At 71.8% G+C, this 20,266-nt stretch carries 15 protein-coding genes; 9 read left to right on the top strand and 6 right to left on the bottom strand.

Annotation, left to right across the window (positions count from 1 at the left end):
• Positions 1 to 81: 81 nt before the first annotated feature.
• Positions 82 to 3,117, top strand: coding sequence for an NAD-glutamate dehydrogenase domain-containing protein (locus RR3_RS20220; protein WP_017679900.1), 3,036 nt, complete (start codon positions 82 to 84; stop codon positions 3,115 to 3,117).
• Positions 3,118 to 3,445: 328 nt separating this feature from the next.
• Here the strand turns inward: RR3_RS20220 and RR3_RS20225 are convergent, their stop codons facing one another.
• From RR3_RS20225 to RR3_RS20235, 3 genes are all read right to left on the bottom strand, one after another.
• Positions 3,446 to 3,985, bottom strand: a complete 540-nt coding sequence (locus RR3_RS20225; RefSeq protein ID WP_017679899.1) for an RES domain-containing protein — start codon at positions 3,983 to 3,985, stop codon at positions 3,446 to 3,448.
• Between the two features lie 155 nt (positions 3,986 to 4,140).
• Positions 4,141 to 4,650, bottom strand: coding sequence for a helix-turn-helix domain-containing protein (locus tag RR3_RS20230; RefSeq protein WP_108754953.1), 510 nt, complete (start codon positions 4,648 to 4,650; stop codon positions 4,141 to 4,143).
• Positions 4,651 to 5,084: 434 nt separating this feature from the next.
• Positions 5,085 to 6,587 carry a PucR family transcriptional regulator gene (locus RR3_RS20235; protein ID WP_017679897.1) on the bottom strand — a complete coding sequence of 501 codons (1,503 nt, stop codon included), beginning with the start codon at positions 6,585 to 6,587 and terminating at the stop codon, positions 5,085 to 5,087.
• A 133-nt stretch (positions 6,588 to 6,720) separates the two neighbouring features.
• Between RR3_RS20235 and gabT the strand changes: the two genes are divergently transcribed.
• Together gabT and RR3_RS20245 are read left to right on the top strand one after the other, a co-directional pair.
• Positions 6,721 to 8,109 (top strand): 4-aminobutyrate--2-oxoglutarate transaminase, encoded by a 1,389-nt coding sequence (gene gabT, locus RR3_RS20240; protein WP_017679896.1) that lies wholly within the window; start codon positions 6,721 to 6,723, stop codon positions 8,107 to 8,109.
• Complete coding sequence (locus tag RR3_RS20245) at positions 8,106 to 9,551, top strand: NAD-dependent succinate-semialdehyde dehydrogenase (RefSeq protein ID WP_064065701.1); 1,446 nt, start codon at positions 8,106 to 8,108, stop codon at positions 9,549 to 9,551. The genes gabT and RR3_RS20245 overlap by 4 nt, the downstream gene beginning before the upstream one ends.
• 84 nt (positions 9,552 to 9,635) lie before the next feature.
• On the opposite strand, the gene RR3_RS20250 is transcribed toward RR3_RS20245, so the two are convergent.
• On the bottom strand, positions 9,636 to 10,256 hold the full coding sequence (locus RR3_RS20250) for a TetR family transcriptional regulator (RefSeq protein ID WP_017679894.1): 621 nt from the start codon (positions 10,254 to 10,256) through the stop codon (positions 9,636 to 9,638).
• A gap of 173 nt (positions 10,257 to 10,429) precedes the next feature.
• Here RR3_RS20250 and RR3_RS20255 point away from each other — a divergent pair, with 173 nt between their 5' ends.
• The 4 genes from RR3_RS20255 (at position 10,430) to RR3_RS20270 (ending at position 16,100) form a co-directional block, all read left to right on the top strand.
• Positions 10,430 to 11,842 carry a flavin monoamine oxidase family protein gene (locus tag RR3_RS20255; protein WP_040270364.1) on the top strand — a complete coding sequence of 471 codons (1,413 nt, stop codon included), beginning with the start codon at positions 10,430 to 10,432 and terminating at the stop codon, positions 11,840 to 11,842.
• Positions 11,843 to 12,109: 267 nt separating this feature from the next.
• A complete protein-coding gene (locus RR3_RS20260) occupies positions 12,110 to 13,537 on the top strand; it encodes a gamma-aminobutyraldehyde dehydrogenase (protein WP_064065700.1) in 1,428 nt (475 codons plus the stop codon).
• Positions 13,538 to 13,615: 78 nt separating this feature from the next.
• Positions 13,616 to 14,506: a universal stress protein gene (locus RR3_RS20265; RefSeq protein ID WP_064065699.1), complete on the top strand. Its 891-nt coding sequence runs from the start codon at positions 13,616 to 13,618 to the stop codon at positions 14,504 to 14,506.
• A 52-nt stretch (positions 14,507 to 14,558) separates the two neighbouring features.
• Complete coding sequence (locus RR3_RS20270; RefSeq protein ID WP_304563469.1) at positions 14,559 to 16,100, top strand: APC family permease; 1,542 nt, start codon at positions 14,559 to 14,561, stop codon at positions 16,098 to 16,100.
• A 35-nt stretch (positions 16,101 to 16,135) separates the two neighbouring features.
• On the opposite strand, the gene RR3_RS20275 is transcribed toward RR3_RS20270, so the two are convergent.
• The gene (locus RR3_RS20275; RefSeq protein ID WP_017679889.1) at positions 16,136 to 16,747 is read right to left on the bottom strand and encodes a TetR/AcrR family transcriptional regulator C-terminal domain-containing protein; all 612 of its coding nucleotides are present in this window, start codon (positions 16,745 to 16,747) and stop codon (positions 16,136 to 16,138) included.
• Positions 16,748 to 16,854: 107 nt separating this feature from the next.
• On the opposite strand from RR3_RS20275, the gene RR3_RS20280 reads away from it, so the two are divergent.
• Positions 16,855 to 17,820 carry a nitrilase-related carbon-nitrogen hydrolase gene (locus RR3_RS20280; protein WP_017679888.1) on the top strand — a complete coding sequence of 322 codons (966 nt, stop codon included), beginning with the start codon at positions 16,855 to 16,857 and terminating at the stop codon, positions 17,818 to 17,820.
• Positions 17,817 to 18,833, top strand: coding sequence for an agmatine deiminase family protein (locus RR3_RS20285; RefSeq protein WP_017679887.1), 1,017 nt, complete (start codon positions 17,817 to 17,819; stop codon positions 18,831 to 18,833). The genes RR3_RS20280 and RR3_RS20285 overlap by 4 nt, the downstream gene beginning before the upstream one ends.
• Positions 18,834 to 18,921: 88 nt before the next feature.
• Here the strand turns inward: RR3_RS20285 and RR3_RS20290 are convergent, their stop codons facing one another.
• Positions 18,922 to 20,193 carry an NADH:flavin oxidoreductase gene (locus RR3_RS20290; RefSeq protein ID WP_064065698.1) on the bottom strand — a complete coding sequence of 424 codons (1,272 nt, stop codon included), beginning with the start codon at positions 20,191 to 20,193 and terminating at the stop codon, positions 18,922 to 18,924.
• Between the last annotated feature and the right edge of the window lie 73 nt (positions 20,194 to 20,266).

The raw sequence follows: 20,266 nt of genomic DNA on the forward strand, positions 1-20,266 counted from the left end.
CCGCTCCATTTCGGCCCTGCCCTGTGGGGGTGCGACGGCGGCAGACTCGCCCCATCGCCGCCGCCCCGGAAAGGACCCCCCGTGAGCGCCCCCTCCCTGTCCCAGCACACGACGACCCTGCGTTTCCTCGATCCTGCCGACGGCACTCCGCTCGGCTGTGTCGCGACCTGGCCGGACCACCGGTTCACCCTCACCGACGTCGTCGACGTCCTGCGGCGCTTCGGCCTCCACGTCAGCGATCACCGGCCGCTGGACGAGCCGGGGACGCACCACTTCACGATCGCACCGGCCGCAACCGTCGCTCCGGATCCCGGGGTGCTCGAGCTGATCGCGGACGCGTTCGTCGCGGGCACCGAGGGCCGCACCGAGATCGACGACTTCTCTATTCTCGTTCTGCAGGAGGGAATCTCGTGGAGGTGGGTCGATCTCGTGCGGGCGGCCGTCCGGTTCCTGGCCCAGGCCGGGATCGGCCTGTCGCCGGCGTACATGCTCGGCTGCCTGACCGCCACCCCCGGCTTCGCGGCGGACCTCGCCGCGCTGTTCGACGCCCGGTTCCGGCCCGGGCTGCCCGACCGGGACGGCGCCGTGGCCGCCGCGGGCGCGGCGGTGGCCGGCCACATCGATCGCGCCGCGACGTTCGATCTGGACCGGACCCTGCGGGGGCTGCGCTCGTTCGTCGACGCGACGCTGCGCACCAACTGGTTCCAGCGTGGGGGCAGCAGATCGTACGCGTCGTTCAAGCTCGATCCGTCCGCGCTGAGCGTCGGCGCAGCGATCGTGCCGGTGCGGGAGATCTACGTCCACTCCCGTGACGTAGAGGGCGTGCATGTGCGGGCCGAGCTCGTCGCGCGCGGCGGACTGCGATTCTCCGAACGCCCGGAGGACTACCGCACCGAGGTCCTCGGGCTGATGGCGACCCAGGCCGTCAAGAACGCGCCCATCGTCCCCGGCGGCGCGAAGGGCGCGTTCGTGATCCGGCCCGGCTCCGGCGCGGACCTCACCACCGCCTACACCACGTTCGTGCGCGGCCTGCTCGACGTCGTCGACAACATCGTCGACGGCTCGCCCGTCACCCCGCCCGACACCGTCGCCTACGACGGCGCGGACGCCTACCTGGTGGTCGCCGCCGACAAGGGCACCGCCCGCATGTCCGACACCGCCAATGCCGTGGCCGCCGAATACGGTTACTGGCTCGGCGACGCCTTCGCCTCGGGCGGGTCGGCCGGCTACGACCACAAGGCGATGGGCATCACCGCCCGCGGCGCGTGGGTGGCCGTGCGGCACCGCTTCGCCGAGCTCGGACACGACGTCGACACGCAGACCTTCACCGTCGCGGGCATCGGCGACATGTCGGGTGACGTCTTCGGCAACGGCATGCTGCTCAGCGACCGCATCCGCCTCGTCGCCGCGTTCGACCACCGGCACATCTTCCTCGACCCCGACCCGGACCCCGCCGCCGCCCACCGCGAGCGTGCGCGGCTGTTCGCGCTGCCGCGCTCGTCCTGGGCCGACTACGACCCCGCGGTGATCTCCGCGGGCGGCGGCGTGTGGCCGCGCACCGCCAAGTCCGTGCCGCTGTCCGCCCCTGCCCGCGCGGCCCTCGGGATCGACGCCGAGACGCTGACACCCGACGAGCTGATCAAGGCCGTCCTGCGCGCGCCTGTGGACCTGCTGTGGAACGGCGGTGTCGGCACGTACGTGAAGGCCTCCGGCGAAACACACGGCGACGCCGCCGATCCCGCCAACGACCGGGTCCGGGTCGACGCCCGCGAGGTACGGGCCCGCGTCGTCGGGGAGGGCGGCAACCTGGGCTTCACCCGCGCCGCCCGCATCGAGTACGCGCGCTGCGGCGGCCGCTGCGACGGCGATTTCGTCGACAACGCCGCCGGCGTCGCCACCTCGGACCGGGAGGTCAACATCAAGATCGCGGTCGACCGCGCGGTGGCGGCCGGGACGCTGGCGCCCGGGCGGCGGGAGACGCTGCTCGCCGCGGTGACCGACGACGTGGCCGCGGCGGTGCTCACGGCCTCCCGCGATCAGGTGCTCGCCCTGGGAGCCGGCGAGCACGACGCCCCAGCGCTGCTCACCCAGCACGAACGCCTGATCGAGGACCTGGTGCGGGCCGGCCGGATCCCCCGCAGCGACGACAGCCTGCCCACCACGGACGAGATCCGGGAGCGGCGGCGAGCGGGCACGGGCCTGCTGCGCCCGGAGCTGGCGGTGCTCCTGGCGCAGTCGAAGAACGTCGTCGCGAGCGAGCTGGCCGCGTCGTCGCTGCCGGACTCCCCGGCCTGCGCCCCGTGGGCCGAGAGCTACTTCCCCGCCGAGATCCGGGCCCGCGCCGCGAGCGGCGTGGCCGAGCATCCCCTGCGCCGGGAGATCGTCGTCGCGTCGCTCGCGGACGAACTCGTCAACCGGCTCGGCCCCGGCGCCCTGTACCGGTTCGAGGAACGGTTCGGCGCCGCCACCGAGGACTCGGCGCTCGCCTACGTGGTGGTCAGCCGGGTACTGCACACCGAGGACATCCGGGCCCGGATCCTCGCGGCAGGCGCCGACGCGCGCACCACGGTGGCGGAACTGAGCGCGCTCGCGCGCGTCGTCGAGGCCGAGATGGCGTGGTTGCTGCGCCACACCGCCCGCCGGACGCTCCGCGACGTGCTCGCGGGTGCGTGCACCGACGCGGACACACCGGAGGCTCTCGTCGCGGTCTTCGCCGCGCCCGTCGCCGCCGCCCTGGGCGACCGGCCCTCGGCCGAGGACTGCCGCGGCGCCTTCGCGAACGCCGCGGTGGCGCTGCGCCTGGGCATCGACCCCGCCCGTGTCGCCGCGGCCCGCGACGAACTGGCCGACCTCCTCCACATTCGCCGGCTCCTGGACGGTTTCGTGACCCGGGTGCGCGGCCCGTACTGGGAGGCCATGGGTGCGGCGGCTCTGCGCGACGAGATCGCCGACCGGCTCGACGCGCTCGTCGTCACCGCGCTCGACGGCCGTGCCGCGGACCTGCCCGATCGCGCGCACCGGCTCGTGCGGCTCCTCGACCGGCTCCGCGGTGAGGACGCGGTGGACACCGCCCGGCTGGCCGTGATCGCCGGGGAGCTGCGCCTGCTCGACCGCTGAGCGGGTGTCTCTTATGGATCGGCTCTTGCGTGCGGCATGACGCATGTCGTGGATGATGCGTTGCGTTCCCGGGACCCGGCCCCGGCACCGGGATGTGCCGCGCGGTCGGTGTCCCGGGGCCCGATACGCCACCGCAAGCCGCGCCGCGGTTCGTCGCATCGCCTCGCCTCATCCCCTACGGACAGAATCCGCGACCCCACTCAGGTGGGGCAGGGAGGAGAGGGCCATTCGGAGCGTACAGCGGGTCGAGAACACCCGCGCGGCGGGCAGGCCGTACACGCAGGAGGATGAAACTCCTTCTGCCACAGCCTCTCCTGGATGGTCCCCACTACGAGCAGGTGGGGCAGTGGGCGACCAGGTCGGCGCGCATGCCCAGACTCACCGCAGCATCGACCACGCGCGGCCACATCCGCGGCTCCGCCAGCGCGAAGTCCTGTACCGCGCCGCGCGAGTCGGCCGGTACCTCGAGCCGGTCCTCGGTGTTCCACAACGCCAACGCAGGACCGTTGGAATGCGCGGCGTCATAGTAGACACCGTGGATACGCCGTCGAGCCACGGGCTGATCCTCGTAGATCGCCCGCGCCCACTGCTGGATGCGCGGGCGCGGATAGTCGCCGGTGGCCAGCGACGGCAGCGCACCGATGCGCATCGCCGCGCCCTGCCCGCGCAGGTCGAGCACGGCGACCGGGGCGGTCGGTCGCAGCAGCGCCACCCGGTAGCGCGGGCACACCGCCGCCGCAGGGAAATCCCCGAAGACCTCACCGAGCGCTGTGGCCAAGTTGCCGGCGACGTACAGCACCGACCGCCCGTCCGGACACGTCCGCGGCGCACCGTCGGGGGCCGGCAGATGCGGGTCCAGTCGGTGCAACGGCCCGAAGTGCCGGTGGGTGGTTCCGTTCGGGGTGTACGGGGACGGGTGGTAGATGCGGCACCAGCGCCACGGGTGGCCGGGGCTCGGTTCGCGCCACCGCCAGACCCATGCTCGTCCGCCATGCAGCGGTCGCGTCGGTGCGGGAAGTGGGGCTACCACGCGGCTGCGGTGCCGGCCTCGGCCGCCCGCACGACGTCGTCGATGCGCCCGGCGGCGAGCGCTTCGGCCGGGGTCGCGCCGTCGAGGTCGGGGTTCACGTTCAGGGCCCATTCGGTCAAAGACACCGCACCCCCGGGAAACACCCGACTCACCCGGGCCAGGCCGGGCACGAAGCCCTGCTCGGTGTCGGCGTCGAACTGCCACGACGGCAGCCGCCACTCCCGGCCCTTCTTCACCCCGATCAAATCCCCCGCCTTGAGACGATCGAGGACCGCCTGCTCGGACACCTCGAGCAGCTCCGCGGCCTCCGGTCGGGTCAGGGACTCCGCCACCACCGCGCGACGGGCCCGATACTGCCGGCGCAGGTTCTCCAATGCGGCGTGTCTACGCTCGGCCGGGGACGGACCCCGCCCCCACAACCCTGCGTCCAGCCCCTCACCCTCGTCCCCGACCACGCCGAGCACGAAACTCTCCCGCTCCGCCTCCGGCACACTGCCGAGCACGTCCTTCAACACCGCGGAAAAGCCCGCTGCACCCGGCGCCGAAGTCGTGGTACCTGCAGCGTCGGACGCGGGCGGCGTCGTCCGCGGGGTCGACGTGCGGGACTTCGTCCCGGCCGCCCGACCCGTGTCCTTCGTGCGCGCGGTCGAGGCCGACCCGATGTTCGTACGACCGGTCCGCTTCGTGCTCATATCCCCAGGCTACGCCTCTGAACAAGATAAACAAGAAAAGAAAGCAAAGGAGGGGACTGCCTCGGCTCGACGATGTGGATGCGCATCGACTTCCCTGGAGTTTCCCTGGGGTCGGATTCGGGATCGGCGGACCACCCGAACTTGTCGAGGCACCATGACACTCCTCGCCGCGCTGCGCCGGCACTTTCAGGTACACGCACGAACTGCCTGGTCACGGCTCTTCCTTTCACGATGAGGCCGGTGATCTAAGGCGCCGGTTCCCCGATCAGCAAGGCGAGCAGCAGCTCTGCCCGGACGCGGGCATCACCGAGGTCCACGCCGAGCACCTGCTCCGCCTTGGCGATCCGGCTGCGCAGGGTGTGCCGGTGCACCTCCAGGGCCGCGGCCGCCGCCTCCCATTGCCCGTTCGCCTCGAGGAAGGCCCGCAGCGACGCGACGAGCCTGGTCCCGCGGCCGCGGTCGTAGTCGGCGAGAGCGGACACCGTCGACGCGGCCACGGATTCGAGAACGGCCCGCACCGCCGGGGACGCGAGCAGGGCGGTGCCGTGGGTGGCGTCGAATTCCACGAGGCGGTGGGCCGCGTCCGCGGCGGCGACGGCATGCTCGGCCTGTTCGACGGCGCGGCGGGTGTCGGTGAGCCGGTGCGCGGCGCTGAGGCCGCCGCGGAGGGTGCGGGCCTGCGGCGGGGACAGGTCCGCCAGCAGCGCCGCCACGTCGGACAGCGTGTCCTCGCCGCGCAGCAGCACGGTGAGCGCCTCGTCGTCGCTGCGCGCGTACAGCGGCCGCTGCCGGGCACCGAGACCGGCGTCGAGCACGCGCCGCACGTCGGCCGGGATCGGGGTGTGCAGCTGCAGGATCCGGATTCGGTTGCGGGTGCCGACCGCGTCGGCGAGATACTCCGAGGCGTCGCCGGAGTCGAGGGCACCGGCGACGAGAAGACCGAACACCTTCGCGCCCAGCGCGTTCCGTTCCGCCCGCAGCCGCCGCGGCTTGTCCAGCTCGAGGGTGACGAGGGAGACGGCGTGGCCGATCAGGACGAGTTCGACGTTCTCGAGCGGCCGGTCGGCCTGCACGGCCAGGTATCCGCTGACGACGCCGGCGTGCGTGACCGGCTGCACCGTCAGCGTCCGGCCGGGCCGGCTCGTGGTGACCGAGCCGGCGCCGTCCCGGCGCAAGTCCGGGATCTGCTCCGCCAGCTCCGCCGCGGCCTCGGGGTGGGCGGCCACCTCCCCGGTGCGCTCGTCCAGGTAGGCGACGGCGGTGTGAGTGGCGACGGCCAGTTCCCGCACGACGGCCGGCACACCGCCACGCAGCACGGCACGGGTGATGCGCACCTGGGTGTCGGCGGCGCGCCGCACGAGCTCGTACTGCTGCTCGGCGAGCCGGGCGGTGACGGCACGGCTCACGGCGGCGAACGGCGTCGTGTACGGCACCTCGAGCAGAGCCAGCCCCACCGCGTCGGCCGCCTCGAGGACCGACTGCGGAATCCGCTCGTGCGACAGCCCGGTGCCGAAGCCGAGGGCGGCGACGCCCGCCTCCGCGAGGCGGCGCACGTAGTCGCCGCCCGCCGCCGGCTCCAATCCCAGGCCGATAGTGAGGACGAGTTCCCCGCCGGAGAGCCACGGCCGCGGGTCCAGCAGTTCGGTGGGCTGGACGAAGCCGATCTTCCGGTCCATCCCGGCCCGGCCACCGCGCAGGGTCAATCCCAGTCCCGGTTGCCGCAGTAGCCAGGCGATGCCGACGCTCATGGGGCCATCGTAGGACGCCTCGACGAAATGGCGCGGTGCGAATCGCCGAGTTGTACGGATCGGCCCTGTCTCGGGTCCGCCGCCGCTCCCATACTCGAATCGTCTCTACGCCGCCGAGCCCGAGGAAGTCCCCATGACGAGCATCGAATACCGCCTTCCACAGCAGCGTCGCCTGGTCACCGCGCTGCCCGGCCCGCGCTCGGCGGCCCTGACCGAGCGTCGCCGCACGGCGGTCGGGGCGGGTGTGGCGTCCTCCGTGCCGGTCTACGCCGCCGACGTCGACGGCGGGATCGTCGTCGACGTCGACGGCAACGCCCTGATCGACCTGGGTTCCGGTATCGCGGTCACCAGCGTCGGCGCCTCGGACCCGGCGGTCGTGGCGGCGGTGCAGGAGCAGGTCGCGCACTTCACGCACACCTGCTTCATGGTCACCCCCTACGAGGGCTACATCGCCGTCGCCGAGAAGCTCGCGGCGCTGACCCCCGGCGACCACGCCAAGCGCACGGTGCTGTTCAACAGCGGCGCCGAGGCCGTCGAGAACGCGGTGAAGATCGCCCGCGTCGCCACCGGTCGCAGCGCCGTGGTGGTCTTCGACCACGCCTACCACGGCCGCACCAACCTGACGATGGCGCTCACCGCGAAGAACCAGCCCTACAAGGAGGGCTTCGGCCCGTTCGCCCCGGACATCCACCGCGTGCCGGCGTCCTACCCGTTCCGGGAGGGCCGCAACTACGACGGCACCGAGGTCACCGGCGAGCAGGCCGCCCACCGCGCGATCTCGCAGATCGACAAGCAGATCGGCGCGCACAACGTCGCCGCGATCGTGCTCGAGCCCATCCAGGGCGAGGGCGGATTCATCGTGCCGGCCAAGGGTTTCCTGCCGACCCTCGTCGACTGGGCGAAGGCCAACGGCATCGTCTTCGTCGCCGACGAGGTGCAGACCGGCTTCGCGCGCACCGGTGACTGGTTCGCCGGCAACGACGAGAACATCGTCCCGGACCTGATGACCCTCGCCAAGGGCATCGCCGGCGGCATGCCGCTCGCCGCGGTGACCGGCCGCGCCGAACTGATCGATGCCGTCCACGGCGGCGGTCTCGGCGGCACCTACGGCGGCAACCCCGTCGCGTGCGCCGCGGCGCTCGCCACCCTGGACCGGATCGAGCAGCTGGACCTGTGCGGCCGCGCCCGGCGCATCGAGCAGATCGCCACCGAGCGGTTGCGGGCGCTCGCCGCGGACGTCGACATCGTCGGCGAGGTCCGCGGCCGCGGCGCGATGCTCGCCGTCGAGTTCGTCCGGCCCGGCACCCGCGAGCCGAACCCGGAGGCCACCAAGGCGATCGCCGCGAAGGCGCTCGAGCAGGGCGTCATCGTGCTCACCTGCGGCACCTACGGCAACGTCGTCCGCCTGCTGCCGCCGCTGGTGATCTCCGACGAACTGCTCACCGACGGCCTCGACGTTCTCGCTGCCGCAATCCGCGACGTCGCGGGCGTGCGCCCGACCCTGGCAGGAGCCACCCGATGACCCACACCCTTCCCGCGGGTGTCCCGACCCGCCTCTGGCTGGGCGGCAAGCTCACCGACTCGTCCACCGGCGCGACGTTCCCCGTCGAGGACCCGGCCACCGGCGCGGTGCTCGCCGACGTCGCCGACGCCTCCGCCGACGACGGGCTGCGCGCCCTCGACCTCGCCGTCGCCGCGCAGGCCGAGTGGGCGGCGACCCCGCCCCGCGTGCGGGGCGAGATCCTGCGCACCGCCTTCGAACTCGTCCACGCCCGCGCCGACGACTTCGCCCGCGTCATCACCCTCGAGATGGGCAAGACCGTCGCCGAGGCCCGCGGCGAGGTGAACTACGGCGCGGAGTTCCTGCGCTGGTTCGCCGAGGAGGCCGTGCGCATCGGCGGCCGCACCGCCACCGCCCCCGCCGGGAACGGGCGCATCCTCGTCACCAAGGAACCGGTCGGGCCCGTCCTGGCGATCACCCCGTGGAACTTCCCGCTGGCGATGGCCACCCGCAAGATCGGCCCGGCCCTGGCCGCGGGCTGCCCGATCCTGGTCAAGCCGGCCGCCGAGACCCCGCTGACGATGCTGCTGCTCGGGCAGGTCTTCGCCGACGCCGGCCTGCCGGCCGGGGTGCTGTCGATCCTGCCCGCCACCGACGCCGCGGCGCTGACCGGGCCGCTGCTCGCCGACGCGCGGCTGCGCAAGATCACCTTCACCGGCTCCACCGGCGTCGGCAAGCTGCTGGTCCGCCAGTCCGCCGACCGGCTGCTGCGCACCTCGATGGAACTCGGCGGCAACGCCCCGTTCCTGGTGTTCGCCGACGCCGATCTCGACGCCGCCGTCGACGGCGCGATGGCCGCGAAGATGCGCAACGGCGGCGAGGCCTGCACCGCCGCCAACCGCTTCCACGTCGCCCGCGGTGTCGCGGTCGAGTTCACCGACAAGCTCACCGCCCGCATCGCGGCGCTGCGCACCGGTCACGGCCTCGACGACGGCACCGACCTCGGCCCGCTCATCACCGCCCGGCAGCGCGCCACGGTCGACGCGCTGGTGCGCGACGCCGTCGAGCGCGGCGCCCGGGTCCGCACCGGCGGACAGATCCCCGACGGGCCCGGCACGTTCTACCCGCCGACCGTGCTCGACGAGGTGCCGGCCGACGCGCGGCTGCTGCGCGAGGAGATCTTCGGCCCGGTCGCGGCGATCACCGTCTTCGACACCGAGGACGAGGCCGTCGCCGCCGCCAACGACACCGAGTACGGCCTGGCCGCCTACTTCTACACCCGCGACCTGAACCGTGCGATGCGCGTGGCGGGCGCGCTGAAGACCGGCATGGTCGGGGTCAACCGCGGGGTCATCTCCGACGTCGCCGCCCCCTTCGGCGGCGTCAAGGAGTCCGGTTTCGGCCGCGAGGGCGCGGCCGAGGGCATCGAGGAGTACCTCGACACCAAGTACATCGCCCTGTAGCGGGACCATCAGGAATCCGAATACCGGCTCGGTCCGGGAGCGCGGCACGTCGCGCTCCCGGGCCGAGCCGTATCCTATTGGGACTCAGTCATTCCGGAGCCGATCCAGGCGCGCCTCGAGTCCGGCGATCATCGCGTCGAGGCCGGCGTCGAAACCGGCGTCCGGGGTGTAGTCGCCGCCCGAGCCGGCGAACGCGTCGATCGCCGCGGTGAACACCGGGCTGACGCCGGCGAGGTCGGCGGTGTCGAAGATGTCGGCCGGGGCGTTGGCGTCGAGCGCGGAGCCGAAGATGAACGACTCCAGCGCGACGACGACCGGCACGATGGTCCCGATCGGCCACCCGGCCTCGGCGAAGCCCGCGGCCACCGCCTCGTAGACCGCGAGGGTGCGGGGCGCGCCCGCGACGGGCATCACGGCGATCACCGGGACCAGCGGCGCGTGCCGGGCGAACACGTCCCGGTAGGACAGGGCCCAGCGCCGTGTCGCCACGGCCCACGGCTCGGTGCCGAACCCGCTGACGTCGACCTTGGTCATGAGATCTTCCTGCACCCACAGCAGGACGTCCTGCTTCGAGCGCACGTGGTTGTACAGGGCGGACGGGGCCACCCCGAGGGCGCGGGCGAGCTTGGCGACGGTGAAGGCGTCGTAGCCGCCGTGTTCGATCACGTCGAGTGCGGCGTCGGTGATCGCTTGCCGAGACAGCACTTTCGTCGACGGCCGGCCGGCGCGCCGGTGCGTCCCCTCTCCCACGCCGCTCCCCCTCCGTCTCACGATTTCCGGCCACGAATTGCCGCGAGGGTCTTCTCCTCGCGCCTCGATGAGGTTACAGTGTGATGCGACACATATGAATGTCGTTCATTTTCTCGAAGGGGAATCCCATGCAATCCATCGAGCGTGACGTCGTCGTCGTCGGGGCGGGACCGTCCGGCCTGACCGCCGCCTACCGCCTGCGACAGGCGGGCCTGCGGGTCGCCGTCCTCGAAGCCCGCGACCGCGTCGGCGGCCGCACCTGGACCGACACGATCGACGGAGCGATGCTCGAGATCGGCGGTCAGTGGGTGTCCCCCGACCAGACCGCCCTGATCGCCCTCCTCGACGAACTGGGTCTGCGCACCTTCGCCCGCTACCGCGACGGCGAGAACATCTACCTCGACGCCGAGGGCCGGCCCGTCCGGTACCGCGGCGACACGTTCCCGACCTCCGAGCACACCCGCGTCGAGATGGACAAGCTGATCGCGCTGCTCGACGCGCTCGCCGCCGAGATCGGCCCCCACGAGCCGTGGGCGCATCCGCGGGCGCGGGAACTCGACACCGTCTCCTTCCACCACTGGCTCCGGGCCAACTCGGACGACGAGGAAGCGTGCGCCAACATCGGGTTGTTCATCGCCGGGGGCATGCTCACCAAGCCGGCCCACGCGTTCTCCGCGCTGCAGGCGATCCTCATGGCGGCATCCGCGGGTTCGTTCAGCAACCTCGTGGACGAGGACTTCATCCTCGACAAGCGCGTCGTCGGCGGTATGCAGCAGGTGTCGGAGCGGCTGGCCGAAAGGCTCGGCGACGACGTGTTTCTCGGAAATCCGGTGCGGACCCTGCACTGGTCCGAGGGCGCGGAGGCCGGGGCGCCGGGGCGCGTGCGCGCGGTGGCCGACGGGGTCGCCGTCGACGCCCGGTTCGCCGTGCTGGCCGTGCCGCCGAACCTGTACTCCCGCATCTCCTACGTCCCGCCGCTGCCGCGCCGCCAGCACCAGATGCACCAGCACCAGTCCCTCGGGCTCGTCATCAAGGTGCACGCCGTGTACGACACGCCGTTCTGGCGCGAGGAGGGCCTGTCCGGCACGTGCTTCGGCGCCGGAGCGCTCGTCCAGGAGATCTACGACAACACCAATTTCGAGGATCCGCGGGGCACCCTGGTGGCGTTCGTGGCGGACGAGAAGGCCGACGCCGTCTTCGAACTCTCCGCCGCGGAACGCAAGGCCGCGATCCTCTCGTCCATGGCCGGTTATCTCGGCGAGAAGGCCCAGAACCCGGTGGTCTACTACGAATCCGACTGGGGCTCCGAGGAGTGGACCCGCGGGGCCTACGCGGCGAGCTACGATCTCGGCGGCCTGCACCGCTACGGCAAGGACCAGCTCACACCCGTCGGACCGATCCTCTTCTCGTCGTCCGACCTGGCCGCCGAGGGCTACCAGCACGTCGACGGCGCCGTGCGCATGGGCGAGGACACGGCCCGGCGCATTCTCGACGCCCTCGGCTCCCGCGCGACCGCGGCGGCCGGCGCCCCGGCGCACTGACCGCCCCGCCCTTCCCCCGGCAGATCCGAAGATCCGGTTTCACAACAGTTTTCACGCTCGCTCGGCGCCCGTCTCGGCGTCCGACCCGCTCACGACGAGGTGAGCATTCCGGTCCCGGCGGCGCCGCCCTCCGGCAGCGCCGCCGCCCTCCGAACCTTTCGCACCCGATCCGGCCGCCGGATCCCTGGCCCGGCACCGTCGGTGCGGCCCACACTGATCACCAGAGTCCCTGCCCCGGCCGGGCAGGCCTCCGAGAGGAACCCAGCCATGACCGCTCTCCGCGAGAACTACATCGACGGCGCATTCGTGCCCTCGACGGCCACCGAATCCCTGCCGCTGATCGACCCGGTCGACGAATCCCTCGTGGGCTCGATCCCGGTGTCGACCGCCGCCGACGTCGACGCCGCGGTGGCGGCCGCGCAGCGCGCGTTCCGCACCTGGGGCAGGACCACCCCCAAGGAACGCCAGACGGCGCTGCTGAAGCTCGCCGACGCCCTCGAGGAGCACTGCGACGAACTCGTCGAGGCGGAGTGCCGCAACACCGGCCAGCCGAAGTCCATGATCGCCGACGAGGAGGTCAAGGTCGGCGCGGACCAGCTGCGCTTCTTCGCCGGCGCGGCCCGCATGCTCGAGGGCAAGGCGGCCGGCGAGTACATGGAGGGCCACACCTCCTACGTGCGGCGCGAGCCGATCGGCGTGGTCGGTCAGGTCACGCCCTGGAACTACCCGCTGATGATGGCGCTGTGGAAGATCGGACCCGCGCTCGCGGCCGGCAACACCATCGTCCTCAAGCCCAGCGACACCACCCCCGACAGCACGCTGGTGCTCGCCCGCCTGACCCGGGGCATCCTGCCCGACGGCGTCTTCAACGTCGTGCTCGGCAACGCCGCCACCGGGGCCGCCCTCGTCGAGCATCCCGCGCTCGGCCTGGTGTCGATCACCGCTTCGGTCCGCGCAGGCACCGAGGTGGCGGTCTCCGCGGCCCGGCAGCTCAAGCGCGCGCACCTCGAACTCGGCGGCAAGGCCCCCGTCCTGGTCTTCGACGACGCCGACGTGCCGAAGACCGCCGAAGCCGTCGCGGCGGCCGCCTTCTTCAACGGCGGCCAGGACTGCACGGCCGCCACCCGGGTACTGGTCCACGAGTCGATCCACGACGACCTCGTCGACGCGCTGGCGCGGCAGGCCGAGCTGCTGCGCCCGGGCCGCCCCGACGACTCGGACGCCTTCTACGGCCCGCTCAACAACGCCGCGCACTTCCAGCGCGTCACCGACAAGATCGCCGCCCTGCCCGCCTCGGCGACGATCGTCACCGGCGGCCGGCGCGCCGGCGAGAAGGGCTTCTTCTTCGAACCGACGATCGTCACCGGCGTGGGCCAGCACGACCCCATCGTGCAGGACGAGACGTTCGGCCCGGTCCTGACGGTGCAGTCCTTCGCCACCGAGGACGAGGCCGTCGCGCTGGCCAACGACGTCCGCTACGGGCTCGCCGCGAGCGTGTGGACCCGCGACCACGGGCGCACCCAGCGGCTGTCCGCCACGCTCGACTTCGGCGCGGTGTGGATCAACTGCCACATCCCGCTCGTCGCGGAGATGCCGCACGGCGGGTTCAAGCAGTCCGGCTACGGCAAGGACCTCTCCACCTACAGCGTCGAGGACTACACCCGCATCAAGCACGTGATGAGCACCCACGACTGACCTGCCGCGGCCCGACCGCGCCGTTGCCGGAAGCCGGCGGCACCCTCCCGCCGGCTTCCCCTACCGGATCGGAATCCCATGAGACTGGTTGTCGGATACCTCGCCACCCCCAGCGGCGCGGACGGGCTGGCGCTCGGCGTCCAGCTCGCCCGCAGCCTGGGCGCCGAACTCGACATCTGTATGGTCCTGCCCCCGGACCGCCCGGTGCCCTCCCGGGTGCCCGCCGAACCCGGGTACGAGGACGTCCTCGCCGGCACGGGCGAAGCATGGCTCGCCCAGGCGGCGGCCACGGTGCCCGACGACGTGCGGGCGCACACGCACCTGAGCTTCCACGAATCCTTCGCGCAGGGCCTGCTCGACGAGGTCGCCCGGCTCGGTGCGCGCGCCGTCGTTCTCGGGGCCGCGGGCGACGGGCTCCTCGGCCGGCACTCCATCGGCACGGTGTCGTCCGAGCTGCTGCATTCCGCGCCCGTGCCGCTGGCCCTGGCACCGCGCGGATTCCGACACTCGGCCGCGCCCCGCGTCCACGAGGTCACGTGCGCACTCGGCACCCGCACCGGAGCGGACGTCCTGCTCAGGACCGCGGTACGCGCCTGCGAGCGGATGCGCACGCCGCTGCGGCTCGCCTCGCTCGTCGCCCTCGATCCGCACGGTCTCGGCCGCGACGTGCGCAAGTCGCACGAACTCGCCCTCGAGTCGGCGCGGGCCCACGCGCGCACCCTTCTGGACACCGCCCGCGCCGAGCTTCCCGGCGACTACCCGGTCCGGTCGCTCGTCGCGGACGGGGACACCGTCGAATCGGCGGTGGCGAAGCTCGAATGGCACGACGGCGACGTCGTGATGGTCGGCTCCAGCCGGCTCGCCCAACCGCACCGGCTCTTCCTGGGTTCGACGGCAGCGAAGATGCTGCGGGTCGTTCCGGTGCCCATGATCGTCGTTCCCAAGCACGAGTTCGAGAACAGTGAGTAGACCCGTCATGACGAATTCGCTTCCCACCACCGAGATCCGGGAGGTCCCCCCGATGGCCGCACCCACCGACGGTGTCGTCTCGAAGGGCCTGGCCGCCGGCCGGATCGGCACCTTCGGCGGTGCCGTCCTGGGCATCTCGTCCGTCGCGCCGGGTTACACGCTGACCGCGAGCATCGGCCTGATCGTCGCGGCCGTGGGACTGAAGATGCCGGCGATCTTCATCGCCGGGTTCGTCCCGATGTTCCTCACCGCGTACGCCTACCGCGAACTCAACTCCGAATCACCGGACTGCGGAGCGTCGTTCACGTGGTCGACGAAAGCCTTCGGCCCGTACGTGGGGTGGATGTGCGGCTGGGGCATGGTGATCGCGACGATCATCGTGCTGTCCAACCTGGCCGCGATCGCCGTCCAGTTCTTCTACCTGTTCCTGGCGCGGATCACCGGAGACGCCGCGCTCGCGGATCTGCCCGGGAACAAGCTCGTCAACGTCGGCACGACCCTGGTGTTCATCGCGATCGCGACGTGGATCGCGAGCCGCGGCATCACCACCAGCGAGCGCGTCCAGTACGCGCTCGTCGGCTTCCAGATGGTGCTTCTGCTCGCGTTCGCGGTCGCCGCGCTCGTGCACGTCGGCGCGGGCGACGCGCCCGCCGGGCTCTCGCTCGACGCCTCCTGGTTCGACCCGTTCCACGGACTCGCACTCGGCGCCTTCGTGATCGGCGTGACCGGCTCGATCTTCGCGTTCTGGGGATGGGACACGTGCCTGACCCTCGGGGAGGAGTCCCGCGACCCGAAGAAGACCCCGGGCCGGGCCGGGTTGCTGTGCGTGGCCACGATCCTGCTGACCTACCTGCTGGTGTCGGTCGCGGCGATGATGTACGCCGGCGTCGGTACGACGGGTCTCGGGCTGGGCAATCCCGACAACTCCGAGAACATCTTCGGCGCCCTCGCCGATCCCGTCCTGGGTCAGTGGGGCGGCCTGCTGCTCTTCCTCGCGATCTTCGTCTCGTCGGTGGCGAGCCTGCAGACCACCTTCCTGCCCGCGGCGCGGACGATGCTCGCCATGGGCGCCTACGGCGCGTTCCCGCGCCGGCTGGCGGCGGTGCACCCCCGCTTCCTGGTGCCCTCGTACGCGACGGTCGTCGCGGGGGTCGTCACCGCGGTGTTCTACGCCGGCGTGACGTTCCTGTCGGAACGGACCCTGCTCGACACCATTGCGGCGCTGGGGATCATGATCTGCTGGTACTACGGGATCACCGCGTTCGCGTGCGTCTGGTACTTCCGGGGACGGCTGTTCACCAGCGCCCGCAACGCCGTGTTCCGCTTCGCCTTCCCCCTCTCGGGCGGGATCATGCTCGCCGCCGTCTTCGCGATCTCCGTGGGCGAGAGCATGAATCCCGACAACGGCAGCGGCGCCGAGATCGGCGGCATCGGACTGGTGTTCTTCCTCGGCTTCGGGATCCTGCTGCTCGGTGCGGTCCTGATGCTGGTGATGCGGGCCCGCAACCCGCAGTTCTTCCGCGGGGAGACCCTCACGCGCAGCACCGCCGCGCTCACCGGTGAGACGGACGTGCTCTCCACCGACCGCGGTTGACCTCGGACCGCACCGATCACCGCCGGCCGGGCCGCTCAGCGCCCGGCCGGCGTCTGTGCGACCAGGCCGGCCACCAGTGCGCGCAGGCCGAATTCGAAGGCGGCATCGGCCCGTTGCGGATTGGGGCCCGCGGTCTGCAGCGCGGCGCGCATCGCGTCCCCGGTCTCGGGGACGTTCGCCCACACCACCTCGGGCGCGGCGAGGTCGAGCGCCGAGCCGAGAACGAAGCTGTCCACCGTCGTGACGGCATGCAGCACCTGCGCCGGGGTGAACCCGGCATCGGTGAATGCCTGTGCCAGAGCGTTGTACAGCCCGAACGCGACCGGCGACTGCACGGTCTGCGCGGTGAACAGCGGGATCAGCCGCGGATGCGCGGCGTAGGCGCGACGGTACTCGCGGGCGAGGGCGGCGACGGTCTCGGACCAGTCGCCGGCCGGGGCGCCCACGGCGATGGTGGACATGATGCGGGCCCGCATGGCCTCGACGATCTCGGCGCGCCCGGACACGTGGTTGTACAGCGACGACGGCCGCACCTTCAGCCGTTCGGCCAGTCCGGGCATGGTGAAGTCGCCCGCGGTGTCCACCATCCGGATGGCGGCGTCCGTGATGATCTCGGGCGAGAGCAGCCGCGTGGGCGGTCGTGGCATACGGACACTCCTCGAAATCGTCGTGGGCTCTTGCCCGGAACGCGCTCGTCCACCATACTTAACGAATCACATTCGTTTTATCCCCCGGACCGATTCCCGAGGACCCCATGCTCACCATCACCGCCACCACGCCGCCCGACTCGCTGTGCCGAGTGGACACCCCCGATCGGCCGCCGCTGCGCGTCGGACTGGTCCAGCACCGCTGGCACGACGACGAACGGGCGTTGCGCGCCGAACTCACCGAGGGCATCGCCACCGCCGCCGGCCTGGGCGCACGCGTCGTGTTCCTGCCCGAACTCACCCTCAGCCGCTACCCGGCCGACACACCCGGCGGCACCGACGCCGCCCGGACCGCCGAAGACCTGCGGACCGGCCCGACCGTCGCCTTCGCCGCGGCCGCCGCCTCCGCCCACGGCGTGTTCGTGCACGCTTCCCTCTACGAACGCGCCGACGGCTCCGACGGACTCGGCTACAACACCGCCGTCCTCGTCTCCCCGGCCGGCGAGCCGGTGGCCCGCACCCGGAAGCTGCACATCCCCGTGACCGCCGGATATCACGAGGACACCTACTTCCGGGGCGGACCGGCCACCGACCCGTATCCCGTCCACACCCCCGACGGCCTCGACGGCGCCCGCATCGGCATGCCGACCTGCTGGGACGAGTGGTTCCCGGAGGTGGCGCGCGCGTACTCGCTCGCCGGGGCCGAGATCCTCGTCTACCCGACGGCGATCGGTTCCGAACCCGACCATCCCGAGTTCGACACCCGTCCGCTGTGGCAGCAGGTGATCGTCGGAAACGGCATCGCCAACGGCACGTTCATGATCGTGCCGAACCGGTACGGCTGCGAGGGAGCCGTGACCTTCTACGGCTCCTCGTTCGTCTCCGATCCGTACGGCCGCATCCTGGTGCAGGCACCGCGCGACGAATCCGCCGTGCTGGTAGCCGATCTCGACCTCGCGCAGCGCCGGGACTGGTTGTCGCTGTTCCCGTTCCTGACCACGCGCCGCCCGGACACCTACGGCTCGCTGACCGCGCCGGTGGATGCGCACGCCCCCTTCGGGGCCACGCGATGAGCTGGCGCATGCCCGCGGAGGGCGAACCGCACGAGCGCACGTGGATGGCCTTCCCCACCGAGGGATACTCGCTGGGCGACACCGCGGAGGAGCACCACGAGGCCCGCGCCACGTGGGCCGCGGTCGCGCATGCCGTCGCCGAGTTCGAACCCGTCACGGTGGTGGCCGATCCCGGCCAGGTCGACGCGGCGCGCCGATACCTGTCCCGCGACGTCGAACTGATCGAGGCCCCGCTGAACGACGCCTGGATGCGCGACATCGGGCCGACCTTCGTCCTCGACGACGACGGCCGCCGCGGCGGGGTCGACTGGGTGTTCAACGGGTGGGGCGCCCAGGACTGGGCCCGCTGGGACCACGACGCCCGGATCGCGTCGTTCGTGCTCGAGCGCGCCGGCGTCGAGCGCGTCGCCTCGATGCTGGTCAACGAGGGCGGCGGCATCCAGGTCGACGGTCTCGGCACCGTCCTGCTCACCGAGACCGTCCAGCTCGACCCCGGGCGCAACCCGCACCTGGACAAGGCCGCGGTCGAAGCGGAACTGCGGCGCACCCTCGGCGCGACCTGCGCGATCTGGCTGCCGCGCGGGCTGACGCGGGACCAGGAACGCTACGGCACCCGCGGGCACGTCGACATCGTCGCCGCGATCGCGTCCCCGGGTGTGGTCCTCGTCCACGACCAGCGCGACCGGGACCACCCGGACTTCCACGTCACCGCCCAGATCGTCGACCGGCTGCAGCACACGACCGACGTCCGCGGCGAGCCGTGGTGCATCGTCCGGGTGCCGGCCCCGGCCACGGTGCGCGACGACGAGGGCTGGGTGGACTACAGCTACATCAACCACTACGTCGTCAACGGCGGGGTGATCGCCTGCCGCTTCGGCGACCCCGCCGACGACGAGGCCGCGGAGATCCTGGCGGCCGCGTATCCGGGCCGGCGCGTCGTGGGAGTGGACGCCCGGCCGCTCTTCCGCCGCGGGGGCGGCATCCACTGCATCACCCAGCACCAACCGCGGTGACGGGTCCGGCGGTGCCGCCGCGCCGGCACCGCCGGCCCGTCCGTTGAACAGCGCCCGGAGCAGATTCCCGGGCCGGGTCGGTGGTTCGCTACCGTGCGGCCGTACGGGACGCGGTGAAGGGCGTCGGACCCGTGATCGCCACGTTCCCCGGGCGCTCATCGGGGACGAGCACACAGTGGGTACGGCCGTAGACGGTGTACATGCACTTGTTGTTGTGGTTGCACCGTCCGGTCACCGTGTGGTCCGCGCGGATGCGCTCGATCAGATCCGGCTCCCGCAGCAGCGCGCGCCCCATGGCGACGAAGTCGAACCCCTCCCGCATTCCGGTGGTGATGTGGTCGTAGTTGTTGATCCCGCCCAGGAGGATCAGCGCGGTGTGCTCCATGACGGGAACGAACTGGCGAGCGGACTCGAGCATGTACAGATCCTCGTAGGGATACGAACCCAGCGCCCGTTTGCCGAACAGGCGCACACCCGTCCTGAAGGGTTCCTTCACGACCGACGCGAACTCGTCGACAGGCACGTCGCCGCGGAACAGGTACATCTGCTTGAAGAAGGACGAGCCCTGCGTCAGCTCGAGCGCATCGAGGTTGCGGTCCTGGTCGAGCAATTGCGCTGTGCGAAGGGACTCGGTGAGCCAGATGCTGCCGCGGATCCCGTCGTCCATGCTCATCTTCGCGGTGACAGCCACTCGCGTGCCGACCACCTCCCGCACCCGTCGGGCGATCTCACGGACGAAGCGGGAGCGATTGTCGATGCTGCCCCCGTACTCGTCCTTCCTGCGGTTCAGAAGCGGACTGAGAAACGAGCTCGGCAGATACAGATGGCCGAAGTGCAGTTCGATCGCATCGAACCCGGCCTCGGCCGCGACGGCGGACGCCTCACCGAATTGATCGACGACCTTCTCGATCTCGGCTCGATCGATTTCGCGGCAGTACTCGAAAGACGAAGGGTTGATCACCCGGCTCGGTGCCATCGCGGTGACGCCTGTGATCTTCTTCGAGGCCACCACACCGGCGTGGCCGAGTTGAGCGGAGATTGCGCCACCGGCCTCGTGGACGGCATCCGTCAGCTTCCGCAGGCCGGGAAGCGCCTGCCGGTTCATCAGTATCTGACCGGGCGCGCTGGCGCCCTCGGGAGCCACACAGCAGTACGCGACCGTCGTCATGCCCACCCCACCGCGGACGAAGCCGAGGTGGAAGTCGATCAGATCGTCGGTGACCAGACCTTCGGGTGAACGCCCCTCCGATGTCGCGGCCTTGACGATGCGGTTGCGGAGCCGGACAGGGCCCAACGTCGCGGGGGCGAACGGATCCCGGGGCGCTTTGGCCGACCCGGTCGAGGTTTCCGAAACGGTCATGGCGAGCAGCCCTCCCGACTGAGTGAATGTGACCCCACTTACATTCCGCAGGCAGCCGTGGCCGTGTCAACGA

It is taken from the genome of Rhodococcus ruber NBRC 15591 (genome assembly GCF_001894945.1).
Lineage (GTDB): Bacteria > Actinomycetota > Actinomycetes > Mycobacteriales > Mycobacteriaceae > Rhodococcus > Rhodococcus ruber.

What these genes read in the sequence shown, in the direction of transcription:
- RR3_RS20235 (WP_017679897.1), bottom strand. Translation starts at nt 6,587, where the DNA reads ATGAGCGTCGGCATCGCCTGGCTACTGCGGCAACCGGGACTGGGATTG.
- gabT (WP_017679896.1), top strand. Translation starts at nt 6,721, where the DNA reads ATGACGAGCATCGAATACCGCCTTCCACAGCAGCGTCGCCTGGTCACC.
- RR3_RS20245 (WP_064065701.1), top strand. Translation starts at nt 8,106, where the DNA reads ATGACCCACACCCTTCCCGCGGGTGTCCCGACCCGCCTCTGGCTGGGC.
- RR3_RS20255 (WP_040270364.1), top strand. Translation starts at nt 10,430, where the DNA reads ATGCAATCCATCGAGCGTGACGTCGTCGTCGTCGGGGCGGGACCGTCC.
- RR3_RS20260 (WP_064065700.1), top strand. Translation starts at nt 12,110, where the DNA reads ATGACCGCTCTCCGCGAGAACTACATCGACGGCGCATTCGTGCCCTCG.
- RR3_RS20265 (WP_064065699.1), top strand. Translation starts at nt 13,616, where the DNA reads ATGAGACTGGTTGTCGGATACCTCGCCACCCCCAGCGGCGCGGACGGG.
- RR3_RS20270 (WP_304563469.1), top strand. Translation starts at nt 14,559, where the DNA reads ATGGCCGCACCCACCGACGGTGTCGTCTCGAAGGGCCTGGCCGCCGGC.
- RR3_RS20275 (WP_017679889.1), bottom strand. Translation starts at nt 16,747, where the DNA reads ATGCCACGACCGCCCACGCGGCTGCTCTCGCCCGAGATCATCACGGAC.
- RR3_RS20280 (WP_017679888.1), top strand. Translation starts at nt 16,855, where the DNA reads ATGCTCACCATCACCGCCACCACGCCGCCCGACTCGCTGTGCCGAGTG.
- RR3_RS20285 (WP_017679887.1), top strand. Translation starts at nt 17,817, where the DNA reads ATGAGCTGGCGCATGCCCGCGGAGGGCGAACCGCACGAGCGCACGTGG.
- RR3_RS20290 (WP_064065698.1), bottom strand. Translation starts at nt 20,193, where the DNA reads ATGACCGTTTCGGAAACCTCGACCGGGTCGGCCAAAGCGCCCCGGGAT.